Annotated in this window: 19 protein-coding genes; 8 read left to right on the top strand and 11 right to left on the bottom strand. The window is 71.6% G+C overall.

The window, feature by feature from the left end:
* Positions 1-54 precede the first annotated feature (54 nt).
* Positions 55-390 carry a VOC family protein gene (locus KF837_12640; GenBank protein ID MBX3228161.1) on the bottom strand — a complete coding sequence of 112 codons (336 nt, stop codon included), beginning with the start codon at positions 388-390 and terminating at the stop codon, positions 55-57.
* A gap of 29 nt (positions 391-419) precedes the next feature.
* Between KF837_12640 and KF837_12645 the strand changes: the two genes are divergently transcribed.
* The 4 genes from KF837_12645 (at position 420) to KF837_12660 (ending at position 2,905) form a co-directional block, all read left to right on the top strand.
* Positions 420-1,391 carry a hypothetical protein gene (locus tag KF837_12645; protein ID MBX3228162.1) on the top strand — a complete coding sequence of 324 codons (972 nt, stop codon included), beginning with the start codon at positions 420-422 and terminating at the stop codon, positions 1,389-1,391.
* Entirely contained in the window at positions 1,392-2,060 is a 669-nt protein-coding gene (locus KF837_12650; protein MBX3228163.1) for a glycerophosphodiester phosphodiesterase, read from the top strand. It begins immediately after the preceding gene.
* 68 nt (positions 2,061-2,128) lie between these two features.
* Positions 2,129-2,536, top strand: coding sequence for a DoxX family protein (locus KF837_12655; GenBank protein ID MBX3228164.1), 408 nt, complete (start codon positions 2,129-2,131; stop codon positions 2,534-2,536).
* 39 nt (positions 2,537-2,575) lie between these two features.
* Positions 2,576-2,905: a winged helix-turn-helix transcriptional regulator gene (locus KF837_12660; GenBank protein MBX3228165.1), complete on the top strand. Its 330-nt coding sequence runs from the start codon at positions 2,576-2,578 to the stop codon at positions 2,903-2,905.
* Between the two features lie 86 nt (positions 2,906-2,991).
* Here the strand turns inward: KF837_12660 and KF837_12665 are convergent, their stop codons facing one another.
* From KF837_12665 to KF837_12685, 5 genes are all read right to left on the bottom strand, one after another.
* Complete coding sequence (locus tag KF837_12665) at positions 2,992-3,420, bottom strand: hypothetical protein (GenBank protein MBX3228166.1); 429 nt, start codon at positions 3,418-3,420, stop codon at positions 2,992-2,994.
* A 13-nt stretch (positions 3,421-3,433) separates the two neighbouring features.
* On the bottom strand, positions 3,434-4,330 hold the full coding sequence (locus KF837_12670) for a hypothetical protein (GenBank protein MBX3228167.1): 897 nt from the start codon (positions 4,328-4,330) through the stop codon (positions 3,434-3,436).
* A 236-nt stretch (positions 4,331-4,566) separates the two neighbouring features.
* Entirely contained in the window at positions 4,567-4,914 is a 348-nt protein-coding gene (locus KF837_12675; GenBank protein MBX3228168.1) for a hypothetical protein, read from the bottom strand.
* A 30-nt stretch (positions 4,915-4,944) separates the two neighbouring features.
* Complete coding sequence (locus KF837_12680) at positions 4,945-5,415, bottom strand: helix-turn-helix transcriptional regulator (GenBank protein ID MBX3228169.1); 471 nt, start codon at positions 5,413-5,415, stop codon at positions 4,945-4,947.
* A 944-nt stretch (positions 5,416-6,359) separates the two neighbouring features.
* A complete protein-coding gene (locus KF837_12685) occupies positions 6,360-7,109 on the bottom strand; it encodes a metallophosphoesterase (protein MBX3228170.1) in 750 nt (249 codons plus the stop codon).
* Between the two features lie 162 nt (positions 7,110-7,271).
* Here KF837_12685 and KF837_12690 point away from each other — a divergent pair, with 162 nt between their 5' ends.
* The 3 genes from KF837_12690 to KF837_12700 are packed head-to-tail and all read left to right on the top strand — an operon-like array spanning position 7,272 to position 9,880.
* Positions 7,272-8,453, top strand: coding sequence for a hypothetical protein (locus tag KF837_12690; protein ID MBX3228171.1), 1,182 nt, complete (start codon positions 7,272-7,274; stop codon positions 8,451-8,453).
* Between the two features lie 12 nt (positions 8,454-8,465).
* Positions 8,466-9,125: a thiamine phosphate synthase gene (locus KF837_12695; GenBank protein ID MBX3228172.1), complete on the top strand. Its 660-nt coding sequence runs from the start codon at positions 8,466-8,468 to the stop codon at positions 9,123-9,125.
* Positions 9,122-9,880 carry a hypothetical protein gene (locus KF837_12700; protein MBX3228173.1) on the top strand — a complete coding sequence of 253 codons (759 nt, stop codon included), beginning with the start codon at positions 9,122-9,124 and terminating at the stop codon, positions 9,878-9,880. Before KF837_12695 ends, KF837_12700 begins: the two co-directional genes overlap by 4 nt.
* A gap of 130 nt (positions 9,881-10,010) precedes the next feature.
* Here the strand turns inward: KF837_12700 and KF837_12705 are convergent, their stop codons facing one another.
* Complete coding sequence (locus KF837_12705) at positions 10,011-11,048, bottom strand: DNA polymerase III subunit (protein ID MBX3228174.1); 1,038 nt, start codon at positions 11,046-11,048, stop codon at positions 10,011-10,013.
* Positions 11,045-11,332, bottom strand: a complete 288-nt coding sequence (locus KF837_12710; GenBank protein MBX3228175.1) for a hypothetical protein — start codon at positions 11,330-11,332, stop codon at positions 11,045-11,047. Before KF837_12710 ends, KF837_12705 begins: the two co-directional genes overlap by 4 nt.
* A gap of 46 nt (positions 11,333-11,378) precedes the next feature.
* Between KF837_12710 and KF837_12715 the strand changes: the two genes are divergently transcribed.
* On the top strand, positions 11,379-11,813 hold the full coding sequence (locus KF837_12715; protein ID MBX3228176.1) for a hypothetical protein: 435 nt from the start codon (positions 11,379-11,381) through the stop codon (positions 11,811-11,813).
* On the opposite strand, the gene KF837_12720 is transcribed toward KF837_12715, so the two are convergent.
* Genes KF837_12720 through KF837_12730 form a run of 3 tightly spaced genes read right to left on the bottom strand, consistent with a single transcriptional unit; the run spans position 11,798 to position 15,458 of the window.
* Positions 11,798-13,816 (bottom strand): DUF2961 domain-containing protein, encoded by a 2,019-nt coding sequence (locus tag KF837_12720; protein MBX3228177.1) that lies wholly within the window; start codon positions 13,814-13,816, stop codon positions 11,798-11,800. The two genes, KF837_12715 and KF837_12720, sit on opposite strands and share 16 nt — an antisense overlap.
* The gene (locus tag KF837_12725) at positions 13,813-14,592 is read right to left on the bottom strand and encodes an enoyl-CoA hydratase/isomerase family protein (protein ID MBX3228178.1); all 780 of its coding nucleotides are present in this window, start codon (positions 14,590-14,592) and stop codon (positions 13,813-13,815) included. The genes KF837_12720 and KF837_12725 overlap by 4 nt, the downstream gene beginning before the upstream one ends.
* A complete protein-coding gene (locus KF837_12730) occupies positions 14,589-15,458 on the bottom strand; it encodes a 3-hydroxybutyryl-CoA dehydrogenase (protein ID MBX3228179.1) in 870 nt (289 codons plus the stop codon). The genes KF837_12725 and KF837_12730 overlap by 4 nt, the downstream gene beginning before the upstream one ends.
* Positions 15,459-15,480 lie beyond the last annotated feature (22 nt).

The following is a 15,480-nucleotide window of genomic DNA, read 5'->3' on the forward strand; positions in this document are numbered from 1 at the left end:
GTGCTGCGACGCCCCCGGACCCCCGCGAGAGGGTCTTACCGCTCCGCAGAGGGACTACTGCTGTGGGTAGGATGAGACGGCGATGCGGCGGCCGTCTGGGTCGCGGAAGTAGAGGGTGAAGTCGGTGCGCGCCTCGACTTCGATCTCGGGGCTCGTGGCGAAGCGGTCGCGGGCGGCGGGGGGCAGCGCGAAGCAGAGGAGCTCCTTTGTCGTCGGGTCGATGCGAGGCTCGTCGGGGTCGCGCTCTTCGAGCATCAGGATGGTGCCGCCGGCGTCGAGCCAGAGGGAGCGCGGGTTGCGGCGGGTGATCGCGAGGCCGAGGACGCCGGCGTAGAAGCGCTCCAGCGCGGCGAGGTCGTCGGTGCGAAGGGCGAGGTGATGGATCCGCATGCGGCGCGGGCATGCTAATTCAAGCGGCCATGCGAAACGTCGTCGTCGCCACCCACGGCCATTGCTTCGACGGGCTCTGCTCGGCCGTGATGTACACGCGGCTCCTCCGCCACGTGCGGGCGGGCGAGGAGCTCGCGTTCTCCTACCGCGGGATGGGCTACGGCCCGGGGCAGAACGGGGTCGACCCCGCGATCCTCACCGGCGACGACAACGCGATCCTCGACTATCGCTTCTCCGTCGCGCCGTCGCTCAACTGGTACTTCGATCACCACGTGAGCGCGTTCCCCGGCGCGGCGGAGCGCGATGCGTTCGAGGCCGGTCTCCACGACGCGAAGCGCCACCTCTTCCACGACGGCAAATACGGCTCCTGCACGAAGCTCATCGCCGACGTCGGGCGCGCTCGGTTCGGGCTCGACACGTCCGATTGCGCCGAGCTCGTGCGCTGGGCGGACATGATCGACTCCGCGTCGTTCCCGAGCGCGGAGATGGCGGTCGAGAAGAGCGAGCCGGTGCTGCAGCTGATGACGGTGGTAGAGAACAAAGGCAACGACGCGTTCCTCGCCGCGATGATCCCGCGCCTGCTCGAGCGGCCGCTCGACGAGGTGGCGAAGAGCCAGGACGTGACGGAGGCGTTCGCGCCGCTCTGGGCGCAGCAGCAGAAGTTCGTCGAGCAGGTCCGCGCCGGGGCCGAGGTGCGCGGGTCGGTCGTCCTCGTGGACCTGTCGGACGTGGTGATCGACGTCGCGGCGAAGTTCGTGACGTACGCGTACTGGCCCGAGAGCGCCTACTCCGTGCTCCTCACGCGCTCGACGACGAAGTGCAAGCTGTCGATCGGTTACAACCCGTGGTCCAAGGTCCCGCGCACGCACGACATCGCGAAGATCTGCGAGCGCCACGGCGGCGGCGGCCACCCCGTCGTCGGCGCGGTGACGCTGAAGGCGGACGAGGTCGCGAAGGCGAAGACCCTCGCCCGCGCGATCGCGGACGAGCTCGCCTCGTAGGTGGTGAAGGTCCTCGGCCATCGCGGCGGGCGAGGGGAGGGCTGGCCGGCGGAGAACTCGATCGCGGCGTTCGCGCGCGCGTTCGCGGAGGGGGCGGACGGCGTGGAGCTCGACGTGCGGCTCTCGCGCGACGGAGTGCCGGTGCTGCTCCACGATCCGAAGCTCGCGGACGGACGCGTCGTCGGGCGCTGCCTCCGCGCCGAGCTCGACGCGGCGACGCTCGACGACGCGCTCGACGTCTGCCGCGGCAAGATCGTGAACGTCGAGGTGAAGCCCGACGCGCCGCAGCGATTCGCGCTCGTCCGCGCGGTCGCGCGCTCGCTGGCGCGCGCGGCGCGCGACGTCGAGGTGGTGGTGAGCTCGTTCGACCCCGCGATCGTCCTCGCCTTCGCGGCGCTCGCGCCCCGGCATCCACGCGCGATGCTCGTCGGCGCGCGGACCCCGCGCCTCACGACGCGGCTCCCCCTCGCGCTGCGGCGGCTCGTCGTGGCCGCCCATCTCCACGATACGCTCGTGAGCGCCGCCGTCGCCGCGCGCATCCGTGCGGCCGGCCTCCGCCTCTGCGTATGGACCGTGAACGACGCGTCGCGCGCGTCGGAGCTCGCCGCCCTCGGGGCGGAGTGGCTCATCACCGACGGCCCGCGAGAAATCGTCGCTGCTACCCGCTGAATCGCCACGAAAATCGAAATTCGTCCGGCGGCGTGTCGATCCGCGGAGGGCTCGCGTGTCGTCCGGGCATGAACACGAACATCGCTCTTCTCGTCCCGCCCGCTGCTCCCGCCACGAAGTGGGGCGCCCGCATCGTTGGAGGTCTCGCCATGGCGTTCCTCGCGTTCGACGCCGCGATCAAGATCGCGCTCTATGGTCCCGCGGTCGAAGGGTCCGCGAAGCTCGGCTTCACACCCTCCGCCGTCGTCGCCCTCGGCGCCCTCGAGCTGGTCATGATCCTCCTCTACCTCGTGCCCCGCACCGCGCCGATCGGCGCCGTCCTCTGGACCGGCTACCTCGGCGGCGCGATCTGCGTCCACGTGCAGCAGGGAGACCCGTGGCTCAGCCACACGCTGTTCCCGATCTACGTCGCGGTCATGCTCTGGCTGCCGCTGTTCCTGCGCGACGAGCGAGTGCGCAACCTTTTGGTTGCGTGAATCCGCGGGTCGGGTATCTTGCAACCAAGAGGTTGCATCATGTCCGTGCGCGCTGAGGCCATCCGGGTGCGGGACGCTTCGCCGCTCTTCGCCGCGCTCGGCGACGAGACCCGACTGAAGCTCGTCGCGCGGCTCGCGAAGACGGGGCCCGCCTCGATCTCGCGGCTCAGCGCGAAGGCCGACGTCACGCGGCAGGCGATCACGAAGCACCTCGAGGTGCTCGCCGGCGCCGGGCTCGTGAAGAGCCGGCGCGTCGGACGCGAGCGCGTCTGGGAGCTCGATCCCGCGCGCCTCGCCGACGCACATCGTCACCTCGACGCGATCGCGAAGCAGTGGGAGGTCACGCTCGCCCGCCTCGAGCGCGACTGAGTCTGGATCCCGCGCGCGCGTCGGCGTCCTCACCCCGCCGGCGACGCGGGCGGGGCTCGTGGTTCATCGGGCTCGTGCTCATGGGCTCATGCGCCGCGGAAGGGGCCGGCGCTGGGGCCGTGCGTGCTCGCGTGTTTCGCGAGGCAGCGGATGTGGAGCGGCGCATCGCACTCGTCGCAGGCGGCGCCTTCGGAGGCGACCGTGATGCGGTCGTCGCAGGTGGAGCAGCGCTTGCCCGCGACCTGCGGCGCGCTCGGCGCGTCGCTCCAGCGCGGATCGTCGCGCGGCGGCAACGCGCGCGGGGCGCGGCCGGGGAGGGCGCGCCGAGCGCGGGCGCGGACGATGTCGCCGATGCCCTTCACGACGGACATCCCGCCGAGGACGACGGAGCCGAAGCAGAGGCCGACGCCAGGTCCGCCGTCGAGCCAGAGCCCGAGCTCGAAGAGCACGACCGCGCCGAGGGTGCCGGCGACGAGCGTGCGGGCGCCGGAGACGGTGGGCTTCTTGGAGCTCAAGCTCGCGTCATCGTCACTTGTCGCACGTGATCCGCACGACCTCGACGCCGCCAGGGATGTTCTGCGAGAACACGCCGTCGGGCAGCGGCGGGTTCCACTTCACGTCTTCGTAGCGGAAGAGGACGTCCTGGTCCTGACCCGGGACCTCGACGTGGATGCGTCGCGGCAGCTCGGCGTTGCACTGCGGCCCGCTCGTGGGGATCGGCGGATCGATCATCGCGGGATCGATCTGCGGGACGGACATCGCGGCCGGTTTATGGTCGGCGAGCTCGGCGTGGTAAAGCGTGATGCCCTGCTGTTCGACGACGACGTCGAGGACGCGGAGCCGCTGCTCGTTCCACGGTCTCCCGAAGTCGTCGGGGTGGGGCGCGACGTGCACCTTCTCGACCGAGCCGTTGTTCCCCTTGATCGTCACGACGTAGTAGCCCTTGCCGCTCCACTCGATCGACTCGTCGGCTTCGTCGTGCTTGAGGACGGGCACCTCGCCGCGGAGGAGCGAGACGAGGACGTGCCCCGGCATCGGCACCGTCGCGATCCGCGCGATGTTGCACTCCGACGCGGGCCCGAACGAGAACCGCCTGGCGCGCAGGTCGTTGAGGGAGAACTTCTTGCCGTCGCTCGCGAGCGTCCACAAGGTCACCCCGAACGGGCTCACGATGTCGAGGCGGAGCCGATCGGGCCACACCGCGAACATGAGGAGGTCGCCGCGCATGCGGCCGTCGCGTTTGTTGAACTGATCGATCTTCGCCGTCGCGTGCACGCCGAGCCCGCAGTCTTGCGTCGCATGCACGCGGTCCGTCGCCGCGCGCGCCGTCGGCATCCTCGACACGGGCGGCGGCGTCCCGCACCCGGTCCCCGCGAGCAAGCCGGAGGCAACGACGAGTGGCGCAACGAAGCGGAGCAAGTCCATGCGCGCGTCCTAACACACGAACGCCGCAACCTCATTCCTCCCGCGCGCGCGCCCGCAGCGTTCTCGCGCCGCCCAGCGGTCGTCGATGTCGTCGATACGGCAGTCACGTTCTCGCTCGCGCGGAGGCTCGCGGCTCGCGTAGGCTCGCGGCTCGCGCGGAGGGGGCGAGAAATGGCGTCGGCCGCGGTGCCCGGGTGGGCACGCGGCCGAGATGCGCGGCGTGGCGCTTGCGTGGCTCAGGCGAGCTTGACGGGGCCGTGATCGTCGCAGTGGCCGTCGTGGGCGTGGTGGAGGTGGCCGTCGACGACGTAGTCGGTGTGATCGCCGTGGGCGACGGCGTCGTGGCCGCAGCCGTCGCCGTGCTTGTGGGTCTTGTCGTGCTTGGCGCAGTCGTGAGACGGCGTGCAGTCGGCCGGGTTCGCGCCGCCGACGGTGAGCGTGTGCTCGTCGACGTGATCGCCGTGGACGTGATGCAGGTGCCCGTCGTGGAGGTAGTCGGTGTGGCCGTCGTGCTCGATCGTCTTGTGACCGCAGTTCGGGCCGTGCGTGTGGTCGTGGTTCTCGTGGGTCTTGTGGTCGCTCATGGTTTCCTCGATCTGGGTCGGTGAATCGGTTCAGGCGCCGTCGGCGTCGTCGTGGACGTCGTCGGCTTTGCCGTGGGTGTGAGGTTCGGATGCGTGCTCGATCGCGCTGCGGATGAGATCGCTCACGTGGCTGTCGGCGAGCGAATAGAAGATGTGCTTGCCGGCCCGCCGCCGCGCGACGATGCGCTCTGCGCGGAGCAGGCGGAGCTGCTGCGAGACGGTGGAGAGCCCGACGTTCGCCGCCTCGGCGAGCTCGGTGACGCACCACTCTCCGTCGCTCAAGCGATGAAGCAGCTTGAGCCGCGAGATGTCGCCCGCCGCGCGGAAGATGGCCGCCGCGCGCTCGAGCTGGTCATCACTGATGACCACGTTCCGCGCCCGCCGCGCATGCTCGTCCGGTCCGCACACGTCGCGTTCGTGTGCATGCTTCGCCGCCCCGTTCTTGCTCGCTCCGTTCGCTCCGGGGAGGCCTTGGTTCTTGCCAGAAGTGGTCCGCGTCATCACTTCACCATGTAATGAATTGTTATAGTGACATCGCCCGCGCCGTCAAGCCCGAGCACCGATCCGACCCGAAAACATGAAGAAACCACGAGAAACCGCACGCCATCCCGAGTCCCGCCGCCGCTCGCCGCCGCTCGCCGCCGCTCGCCGCCGCTCGGCAGACGTGCACCGGTTGTTCGGCAGATATGCACGGTCTGTTCGGCAGATGTGCACCGGTTGCTCGGCAGGTATGCACGGTCTGTTCGGCAGATGTGCACCGGTTGCTCGGCAGATGTGCACCGGATGCTCGGCACGCCGTCCCGAGTCCCGCCGCCGCTCGGCAGATGTGCACCGGATGCTCGGCAGATATGCATCGGTTGCTCGGCAGATGTGCCCGGGATGCTCGGCAGCGGATGCTCGGCAGATATGCATCGGTTGCTCGGCAGATGTGCCGGGATGCTCGGCACGCCGTCCCGAGTCCTGCAGCCGCTCGGCACCGGTTGCTCGGCAGATATGCACGGTCTGTTCGGCAGGTGTGCACCGGATGCTCGGCAGATGTGCACCGGATGCTCGGCAGATATGCACCGGTTGCCCGGGGTGCTCGGCAGGTGTGCACCGGATGCTCGGCAGATGTGCACCGGATGCTCGGCAGATATGCACCGGTTGCCCGGGGTGCTCGGCACGCCGTCCCGAGTGCCGCAGCCGCTCGGCAGGTGTGCACCGGTTGCTCGGGAGATATGCACGGTCTGTTCGGCAGATGTGCACCGGATGCTCGGCAGATGTGCACCGGATGTTCGGCAGATGTGCACCGGTTGCTCGGCAGATGTGCTCGGGATGCTCGGCAGATGTGCTCGGGATGCTCGGCAGATGTGCACCGGATGCTCGGCAGATGTGCACCGGATGTTCGGCAGAGTCCACGTGGTCGCGCGTGGGGTCACGGTGGGCGTGGCGTGGGCGCGAGGGAGTCATTCGTCCGCTCCGTGGAGGTCGGCGTACTTTGTGTGGGCGCGGACCTGGGTGATGGCGCGGGTTTCGAGGCAGAGGGCGGTGAGGTGGCCGCCGAAGCAGCAGCCTGTGTCGATGCCCCAGCACTCGACGTCGGGGAGAGGGCGGTCCACGCGCGGGGACTCGAGCGAATGAACCGCGTGGCCGTAGACGACGTGGCTCGGGCCGCGCCAGCGCTCCGTCCACACCACGCCGCGTGGGGCGGCGAGGGCGCCCTCCGCGAGCGCGATCATCTTGCCCGTCTCCGGATCGACCCAGCGGCATCGAAGCATCTTTTGGGGCTTCTGCTCCGCGCCCGCCACTGACTCGAAGCCGCCGTGCACCACCGTCCAGCCCGGCGCGGCCTCCGCCGTGATCGGGCGCGACGCGAGCCACGCGCGGTCCTCTTCGTCGAAGGCCTCCCACTGCGCGAGACGATCGGGCGCGGGGGGCGTCATCGCGTTCTTCTTGCCGAGAGTTCGCTCCTCGTCGACGCGCTTGAACCAGCGTACGAGCTTCTCCTCGTGATTGCCCATGATCGCGAGGACGTCGCCACGCGCCTCGAGCGCCCGGACCTCGCGCACCACGCCGACCGGGTCCGGACCGCGATCGACGAGGTCCCCCACGAACACCAGGCGATCCTCGCCCGCACGATAATCCACCGCGCGGAGCAGCTCGCGGAGCTCCTCGAGGCAGCCATGAACGTCTCCGATCGCGAGGGTGCGCCGCATCGTCGGGCCCGATCATAGCGCCGCGCCGGCGCGCGTGCGGCGAACCGGGACCGCCAGCGCGCGTGCAAACGGGGGAGCGGGAGGCCGCGCGCCGGCGCGCGTGTGGCGAACGGGCAGCGGAGGCGACGGGGCGCGTCGGGGGCGGGCTATAGTGGACGCGGGATGAGCGACGCGCGGGATCGAAGCGGCGGGGCCGATCTCGTGCGTGCGCTCGAGTCGGAGTGGCAGGGCGCGCTCGATCGTGTGCTTCGGCCGCTCGGGTATGCGAGCGCGGATGTCGGGCGCCTCGCGCCGCGGGTCGTCGAGCTGTCGCGTGCGTACAACGAGGGCACGGCGGAGGGGCGGAAGAGCAAGCTGCCGCTCGAGGCGCGCGTCGCGTTCTCGTTTCCGCGCGACGTCCCGAAAGGCACCGCCGCCGTCCGCGAGATCGTCGCCGACCTCGAGCCGCCGCTCCGCGTCGTCGACCTCGGCGCCGGGCTCGGCGCGATGACGTGGGGGCTCGCGCGCGCGCTCGAGGCCGCGGGCAAGCGCGGGCGCGTCGACGCGGTCCTCGTCGACGAGGACCCCGACGTCCTCCGCGCCGCGGCGGCGATCGCGCGGGAGGCGCCGCGCTCCGCGATCGACCTCGCGGTGACGACGCGCACCGGGACCGTTCACGACTTCGTGCCCGAGCGCGCGGACGTCGTGTTCCTCGGTCAGGTCCTCAGCGAGATGGACCTGCGGCTCGAGGCGGCCGCGCGTGTCGTCGAGCACGCGGCGCTCATCGAGCGGCTGCAAGAGCAGGCGAGGTTCGTCGTCGTCGTCGAGCCGGCGCTCCGCGATCGGACCCGTCACCTCCACGCCGTTCGTGACGCGCTCGCGGCGCGCGGCGTGTCGATCGCCGCGCCGTGTCTCCACGCCTCCGCGTGCCCGGCGCTCGCGATCGAGGACGACTGGTGTCACGAGGACCTCGCCGCGCTCGATCTCCCGCCCTGGGTCACGCCGCTCGCGAAGGCGGCGGGCCTGCGCTGGCAGGGGCTCACGTTCAGCTATCTCGTGCTCCAGCGCGATCCGATCGCGCGACCGGCGCCCGCGGCGGGGACGATCCGATTCCGCGTGACCTCCGATCTCCTCCGCTCCAAAGGCAAGGTCGAGCTCTTCGCGTGCTGCGAAGACGGGCGCCGTCCGCGCATTCGTCGCCTCGAACGTCACGGCTCCGAGCTCGACGCGCTTTGTCGCGGCGACGTCGTGACGCTCACGAACACGGAGCGCGATGGTGAGCAAGGAGAGAGAGAGCTTCCGTTCGACGAGCGCGGTCGCATCGCCGACCACGTCACGATTGACGTCGGACCGGTGCGTCGGTAGCCGGAGACCACGATGAAGGGTCTCTACGCGATCGTCGACACCGGGCTCCTCGCGCGTCGCGGGACCGATCCGATCGCGTACGCACGCGCGATCCTCGAGGCGCGGCCCGCCGCGTTGCAGCTGCGCGCGAAGGACGTGCCCGCGCGCGCGATCCTCTCGCTCCTCCGCGCGCTCGGCCCGCTCTGCCGCCAGGCGGGCGTGCCGCTCGTCGCGAACGATCGCGCCGACCTCGCGACGCTCGCCGGTTGTGACGTCGTTCACATCGGACAGGAAGACCTGCCGTACGACCTCGTTCACCGCATCGCGCCGCAGCTCTCCGTCGGCATCTCCACCCACGACCTCGCGCAGCTCGAGCGCGCGCTCGCGGACAAACCCGGGTACGTCGCGTTCGGTCCGGTGTTCGCGACGATGACGAAGGTGAACCCGGATCCGGTCGTCGGCATCGACGGTCTGCGCGCGGCGGCGGCGAAGACGCGCGCCGCGGGCGTGCCGCTCGTCGCGATCGGCGGCATCACGCTCGCGAACGCGGCGGAGGTCGCGCCCCACGCCGACGCGTTCGCCGTCATCGCCGACCTCCATCCCGAAGGCGCCTCGCTCCGCGAGGTCACCGAGCGCGCGCGCGCGTTCCAGGCTGCGTTCGGCGTCCCGCGGATCCGATCCGAGGTGGCGTGAGCATCATCCTGAGCAGCATCCTCATCGGCGCGGGCAGCGCGCTCATCGGACGCTTCATCGTGAAACGCCGCGCCGAAGCGGCGCAACGTGCGAGCGACGCGGAGAACGAGAGCAAAAAAGAGGAGAAGAAGGAGCCCGCGATCGACGCGGACGAGGCGAAGGCCGCGGCGGAGGTCGAGGCCGAGGTCCCGACCGCGAAGGACGAGAGCGCGCCGCGCCTCGAGCCGGAGGTGAAGAAGCCGAAGGCGAAGGCCAAGCCCGCGAGCGGCGTGCAGCAGCGGCTCGAGGGGTTCCTCTGCCAGCTCGGTGACGTCCTCACCCGCGTCACCGGCGAGGAGGCCTGGCTCGCCGGCGGCGTGGTCCTGTCCGAGGAGATCCCGGTCGCCGTCCTCTTCGTCGCGCCGGACGCCGGGCAGGACTGCGCGATCTACGTCCGGCCGCATCCGCGTTCGAGCCTCTTCTGGCTCGAGCCGCTCGATCCCGCGGCCGTCCTCGTCGGGGGCGAGCCGCCGAGCTCGGTCGAGCACGCCGGCGTCCGCTTCGATCGCGCGCGGCGTCTTCCGCTCCGGCCGCGGCGCATCGGCGTCGGCGCGCCCGACGTCGGAGACGGCGTCCTCGTCGCGGAGTACGCGTCCGCCGGCGCCGAGCGCCTCCTCGTCCTCAAGTCGAACAGCGGCGACGTCCGCGCCTATCGCGGCCTCGAGCTCGAAGAAGGAACCTACGAGGTCATCGCCTCCGGCGAGTCGACGCTCTGACCGCGAAGCCGCCGGCTCGCTCCCCTGAGCGGCACGGCGTGCGAGCGTCGCAGCCCGCGTCCGCGGAGGTGGTGCAGACCTTCCGTCGCGCGCATGCGTGTGAGCGTGGCGGGCCGCGAGCGTGTGGCGGCTACGTCGCGCGCATGCGTGTCAGCATGGCTTCGACGACGAGCTGGGCGGCGCCGTTGCCGGAGAGGTGCTCGAGGGCGGTGAGCGCGTGGCGGCCGCGGGTCGCGATCGCTTCGGCGTCGGTTCGGCCGGCGCGCGCGGACTCCGCCGCGTTGGCGGCGAGCTTCGAGGCGAGCGCCGCGATGTGCGCGGGGAGACGGTCCTTGTCCTTCTTCGCCGCCTCCGCGAGGGCGAGGACGGGCTCGATGCCGGGGCTCGTCGTCGCCGCGAGCGCGTCGGCGACGAAGCGATCGCGCGCTTCGCTCTCGTCCGGATCGGCGAGGAGGACGCCCGCCTCGACGCTGCCGCCCGCGAGCCGCGCGACCTCCGCCGCCCGCGCCGCCTCCACCCCGCCCTCGACGAGGAGCGCCTGCACCACGTCGTCGGGCAGCGGCGCGAAGCGGACGCGCTGAGTGCGCGAGAGGATGGTCGGCAAGAGCGCCTCCGGCTGGGACGTGAGCAAGATGAAGTGCGTCTTCTGTCCCGGCTCTTCGAGCGTCTTCAGGAGCGCGTTGGCGGCGGAGTCGCTGAGCTCCTCCGCGCGACGGACGATGAACACCTTCGCCCGCCCCTCGTGCGGCGCGAAGGCGGCGCGCGCGAGGACGAGCGTGCGGATCTGATCGACCGAGATGTCCTGCGTCTCCGGCGTGCGCCGTCCGATCGACGAGGGCGCGTACAGCCCGCGCTCGATCACGACGACGTCGGGGTGGAGCGGCCGCGTGTCCTCGCGCGGCACCGCGCGCTGGCACGCCGAGCACGCGCCGCACGCGCGCACGCGCTTCGGCTCGGGGGCGGCGGCGGCGAAGAGGCCGCCTCCCTCGTCGCCGCCGCGCCGCTCGCAGACGAGGGCCTGCGCGAGGCCGAACGCGGCGAGCTCCTTCCCGACGCCGTTCGGGCCCGCGAAGAGATAGGCGTGATGGACCCGATCCGACTCGAGCGCGAAGTCGATCGTGCGGAGCGCGGTCTCTTGGGCGCGTACGTTGGCGAGGAGATCGGTCATTTCTCGGACGTCCGGAGGGGCGCGACGGGGCGAAGGAAGAAGAGCTGCAGCCCGCGTCCGACGAAGAGCGCCGCGACGGCGGCGATGCCGCCCACGATCGGGCGACCTCGCAGCATGACGTACCCGATCGCGAGGACGGCGAGGTACGCGATCGACACGAGGAGCGGCAGCGCCGGCGCGACCGCCTTCGCCCGCGCCTCCGCCGCCTCCGCGCAGCCCTCGCACGCCGGGCTGTCGCCGATCGAATGCGTCGCCGGCCGATCGGCATGAACCGCGCACTTCACGCCCGCATGCTACACAGCCTCACGACTCAGCCGAAGAGGGACCAGCGTGATCAGAGCGTTCGAGCACGTGCACGGGCATCTCGGGTGGCTCGGCGCCGCGTTGCTCGTTCATCCCGCCGTGCTCTTGCGGAACCGGAAGCGGCGGGCGCATCTCGCGGTCGCGTCGTCGACGGCGTTGATCACCGCCGGGTCCGCGCTCGGGCTCTGGCTCTACGTCGCGTACCGCGAGCAGCTGAAGCGCGACATCTTCCAGGGCTCGCCCGCGGTCGGGCTCCTCTTCGAGCGGAAGGAGCACCTCGCGTTCGCGGCGGTGATGTTCGCGTGGAGCGGCTGCGCGACGTACTTCGCCGCCGCGGGCGCGAAGGGCGACCTCGCGTGGACGCTCCGCACCGTCGCGTTCCGCTCCTTCGTCGCCGCCGCCGCGCTCGCGATCCTCGTCGCCGTGCTCGGCACGTGGGTCGCGGTCTACAAGTCCTTCTGAACGATCGACCACGCCTCGAAGCGCGCCGCGCTCGACTTGCTCCCCGCCGCCGGGATCCAACGCACGGAGAGGCGCGACTTGCCGCGCGTGAGCTGCGCGGGGACGAAGACGTCGCGCTCGTGCCACGCTCGCGCCGCCGCGATCGGTCCCCACGTCGCGACCGTCGTGACGGCGACGCCGTCGACCTCCAGCGTCGCGCGCGCCGGCGCCTCGCTGCGATCGGCGAGGCGGCGCAGGAACACGCCCTCGTTCGCCGGATCGATCGCGAGCGTGAATTCGAGCGGGCCCGTCACGTCGTGCACCGTCGCCGTCAGCGTCGCCGGGCCAGCCACGTCGTTCTCGCCCTCGAACGCGCTCGTCAGCGTGCGCGCGCTCGCGCTCGGGGCGCGGTAGGCGTGCGCCTGCATCTGCGGGCGGTCGCCGACGTCGAACGCGTCGGTGCGCTCGCGCCGCGCCTGCGCCCGCCGGTAGACGAACGCCGCCGCGGCGTAGCGCGTCGTGACGCTGTTGCCCGGGCCGTGCTCGGTCGTCTGCCGCAGCGCGCTCGTGAAGCCGATGCCGGGCCAGAGCCGGTACATCGTCGTCGCCCCGTTCTTCTGGAACTCGGCGCCGGTGTCGAGGAGGTCCGTGCGCGGGCAGCCCTGCATCGGCCGCGTGAACGGCCGCGAGAGGAGCTCGTTGCTCCAGCCGCCGAGGTGATCGTCCTCGTGGCCGGTGCCGTGGATCGCGGGCGTGCGCGCGCCGTCGACCATGACGCGCAGATCGCCCTCCCACCATCGCTTCGTCGCGGGCGCCTCGGGATCGATCGCGAGCACGGTCGCGACGAGCTTCCCGCTCCCGGTCACGTCCGCGTAGACGACGTCGCCGGGCCCCGTCGTCGAGAGCGGGCGCGCGTGCACCTCGAGCGTGCCGGTCTCGGCGCGGGGCCAGCGCGGCGGCACGCGATGCACCGACGCCTGGCCGTCGATCCCGTCGATCGCGATGCGCGCGCCGCTCCAGAACGGGAGCGGGAGGCGCGACTCGAGGAGGCGCGGCTGCATCGTCCACGCGACCGAGTCGATGCGCGCGTAGCCGCGGCCGGAGCCGAAGAACAGGCCGAGCGGGACGTCGACCTGCGGCGCCGTCGCGCCGTCGAACCAGATCCGGATCCGCGCGGCGGCGAGCGCGTCGTCGGTGAGGTCGGCGGTCGGGACGAAGCGGAGGAGCTCGATGATCCCTTCGCCCGCGAGGGTGGCGTCGCGATCGATCGGCGCCGGCGTGACCGCGGGCGCGCTCGCGAACCGCGCGACGAGCGCGTCGTCCTGTCCGGTCGTCCAGCTCGCGACGTCCCAGTCGGCGGGGAACGTGTCGACGTGCGCGGCGTAGAAGCCGGCCGCCTTCTCCGTCGTCACGCGGAGGCGGCCCCGGAACGCGAGCGGCGCCCACGACGCGAAGCCGCCGCTCGTCTCCTGGTTGTCGTCGACGAGCGCCGCCGCGAACGGCGGAGCGCCGCCGGCGAAGAGCGCGTCGGCGTCGACGTCGATCCGCGCCGTCGTCTCGTCGTCGAAGTAGAAGCGCACGCGCCCGAGCGCGAGCGGCGTGTCCCCGCTCCCCGCGGAGGTGAACCAGAGCGTGCGCAGGACGCCGGGGCCGACCTCGTCGAGGAGGACGTGCTCGCCGGTGACGGCGTCGGTGTAGAGCTCGCTGTACGTCCCGCCGAAGCCGTCGTCGTTGCCGCCGCTGCGATCGAAGCTCGTCACCGCGTGCGTGCGGACGCCGGCGAAGAGGCGCGGCCACGCGTCGATCGCGGCGGCGGTGGACGCGACGTCGAACGGCGGCGCGATCGGCGCGAGCGCGGGCGCCGCCGCTGCCTCGCGCCCGGCGTCGGCGAGGACGATCGGCGCGTCGCCGGGCGGCGCATCGACGCGACCGGGACGCGCGGGGCCCGCGGGCTCGCCGGGCGGAACGTCGAGCGAGCACGCCGCCGCCGCGGCGACGACGGCGGCGAGCCAACCGCGCTTCACGTGCCGGTGAAGGTCGCGGCGCGCTTCTCGAGGAACGCGCTCATGCCTTCGCGGCGATCGTTCGTCCCGAAGAGCATCGCGAACGCCTGCGTCTCGAGCGCGTTCGCGGTGTCGAGCGGGACGTCGGCGCCGGAGTAGAGGACGCGCTTGCACTGCGCGATCGCGACGCGGCCCTTCTTCGCGATCTTGCCGGCGACGTCCTTCACCTTCGCCAGGAGCTCGGGGCCCGCGACGACGCCGTTCACGAGGCCGATGCGGAGCGCCTCTTCGGCGCCGATCGTGTCGCCGGTGTAGCAGAGCTCGCGCGCGCGGCCGATGCCGACGCGGCGCGCGAGGCGCTGCGTGCCGCCGAAGCCCGGGATGATGCCGAGGTTCACCTCGGGCTGGCCGAGCTTCGCCTTGTCGCTCGCGTAGAGGAAATCGCACGCGAGCGCGATCTCGCAGCCGCCGCCGAGCGCGAAGCCGTTGACCGCGCCGATGACGGGGAAGGGGGCGCGCTCGATGCTGGAGCAGATGCGATGGCCCACCTCGGAGAAGAAGCGCGCGCGCTCCGTCGTCATGTCGAGCATCGCGCCGATGTCGGCGCCGGCGGCGAAGGCCTTCTCGCCCGCGCCGGTGAGGATCGCGCAGCTCACCGTCGCGTCCTTCGTGAGGTCGGCGAAGGTCTGGCCGAGCGCGACGAGGAGCTCCTCGTTCAGCGCGTTCAGCTTGTCGGGGCGGTTCAGCGTGACCGTGACGATTGCCCCGTCTCGCTCGGTAAGAACGGTATTGCTCATTTCTTTGCTCCCGCCTGATCGTACTCGTAGAAGCCGCGGCCGGTCTTCTTGCCGAGCCAGCCCGCCGCGACGAGGTTCCGGAGCATCGTCGGCGCGCGGTACTTGTCGTCGCCGATGTCGCGGTGGAGCACGTCCGCGATCGCGAGGACCGTGTCGAGGCCGATCAGGTCCGAGAGCTCGAGCGGCCCCATCGGGTGGTTCAGCCCGAGCTTCGCGCCGGTGTCGATGTCGGCGGCGGTGCCGACGCCCTCCTGCAGCGCGAAGCACGCCTCGCACAGCATCGGGATGAGGATGCGGTTCACGAGGAAGCCGGGCGCGTCGTTCGACGTCGTGCACGTCTTGCCCATCTTCTCCGCCGCGGCCTTCACCGCGGCGTAGGTCTCCTCGCTCGTCTGCACCGCGCGCACGATCTCGACGAGCTTCATCAGCGGCGGCGGGTTCATGAAGTGCATCCCGACGACGAGCGAGGGCCGCTTCACCGCGCCGGCGAGCTTCGTGAGCGAAATGCTCGAGGTGTTGCTCGCGAGGACCGCGCCCGGCTTCATCGCCTCGTCGCACTGCTTGAACAGCTTGATCTTCAGCTCGACGTTCTCGGTCGCGGCCTCGACGACGAGGTCGCAGTCCTTGAACTCGGCGGGCGAGGCGACGGTCTTGATCCGGGCGACGAGGGCGTCCTTGTCCTCCGCCTTGATCTTGCCCTTCTCGACCTGCTTGCCGAGGATCGCCGCGATCTTCGCGCGGCCCTTGTCCGCGAGCTCTTGCGTCGCGTCGCAGAGCACGACCGCGTAGCCCGCCGCGGCCGCGACCTGCGCGATGCCGCCGCCCATTTGCCCGGCGCCGAGGACGCCGATCGTCTGGATATTCATGGGCGGGACGACTAGCACGGGG

Source organism: Labilithrix sp., assembly GCA_019637155.1.
GTDB lineage: Bacteria > Myxococcota_A > Polyangia > Polyangiales > Polyangiaceae > Labilithrix.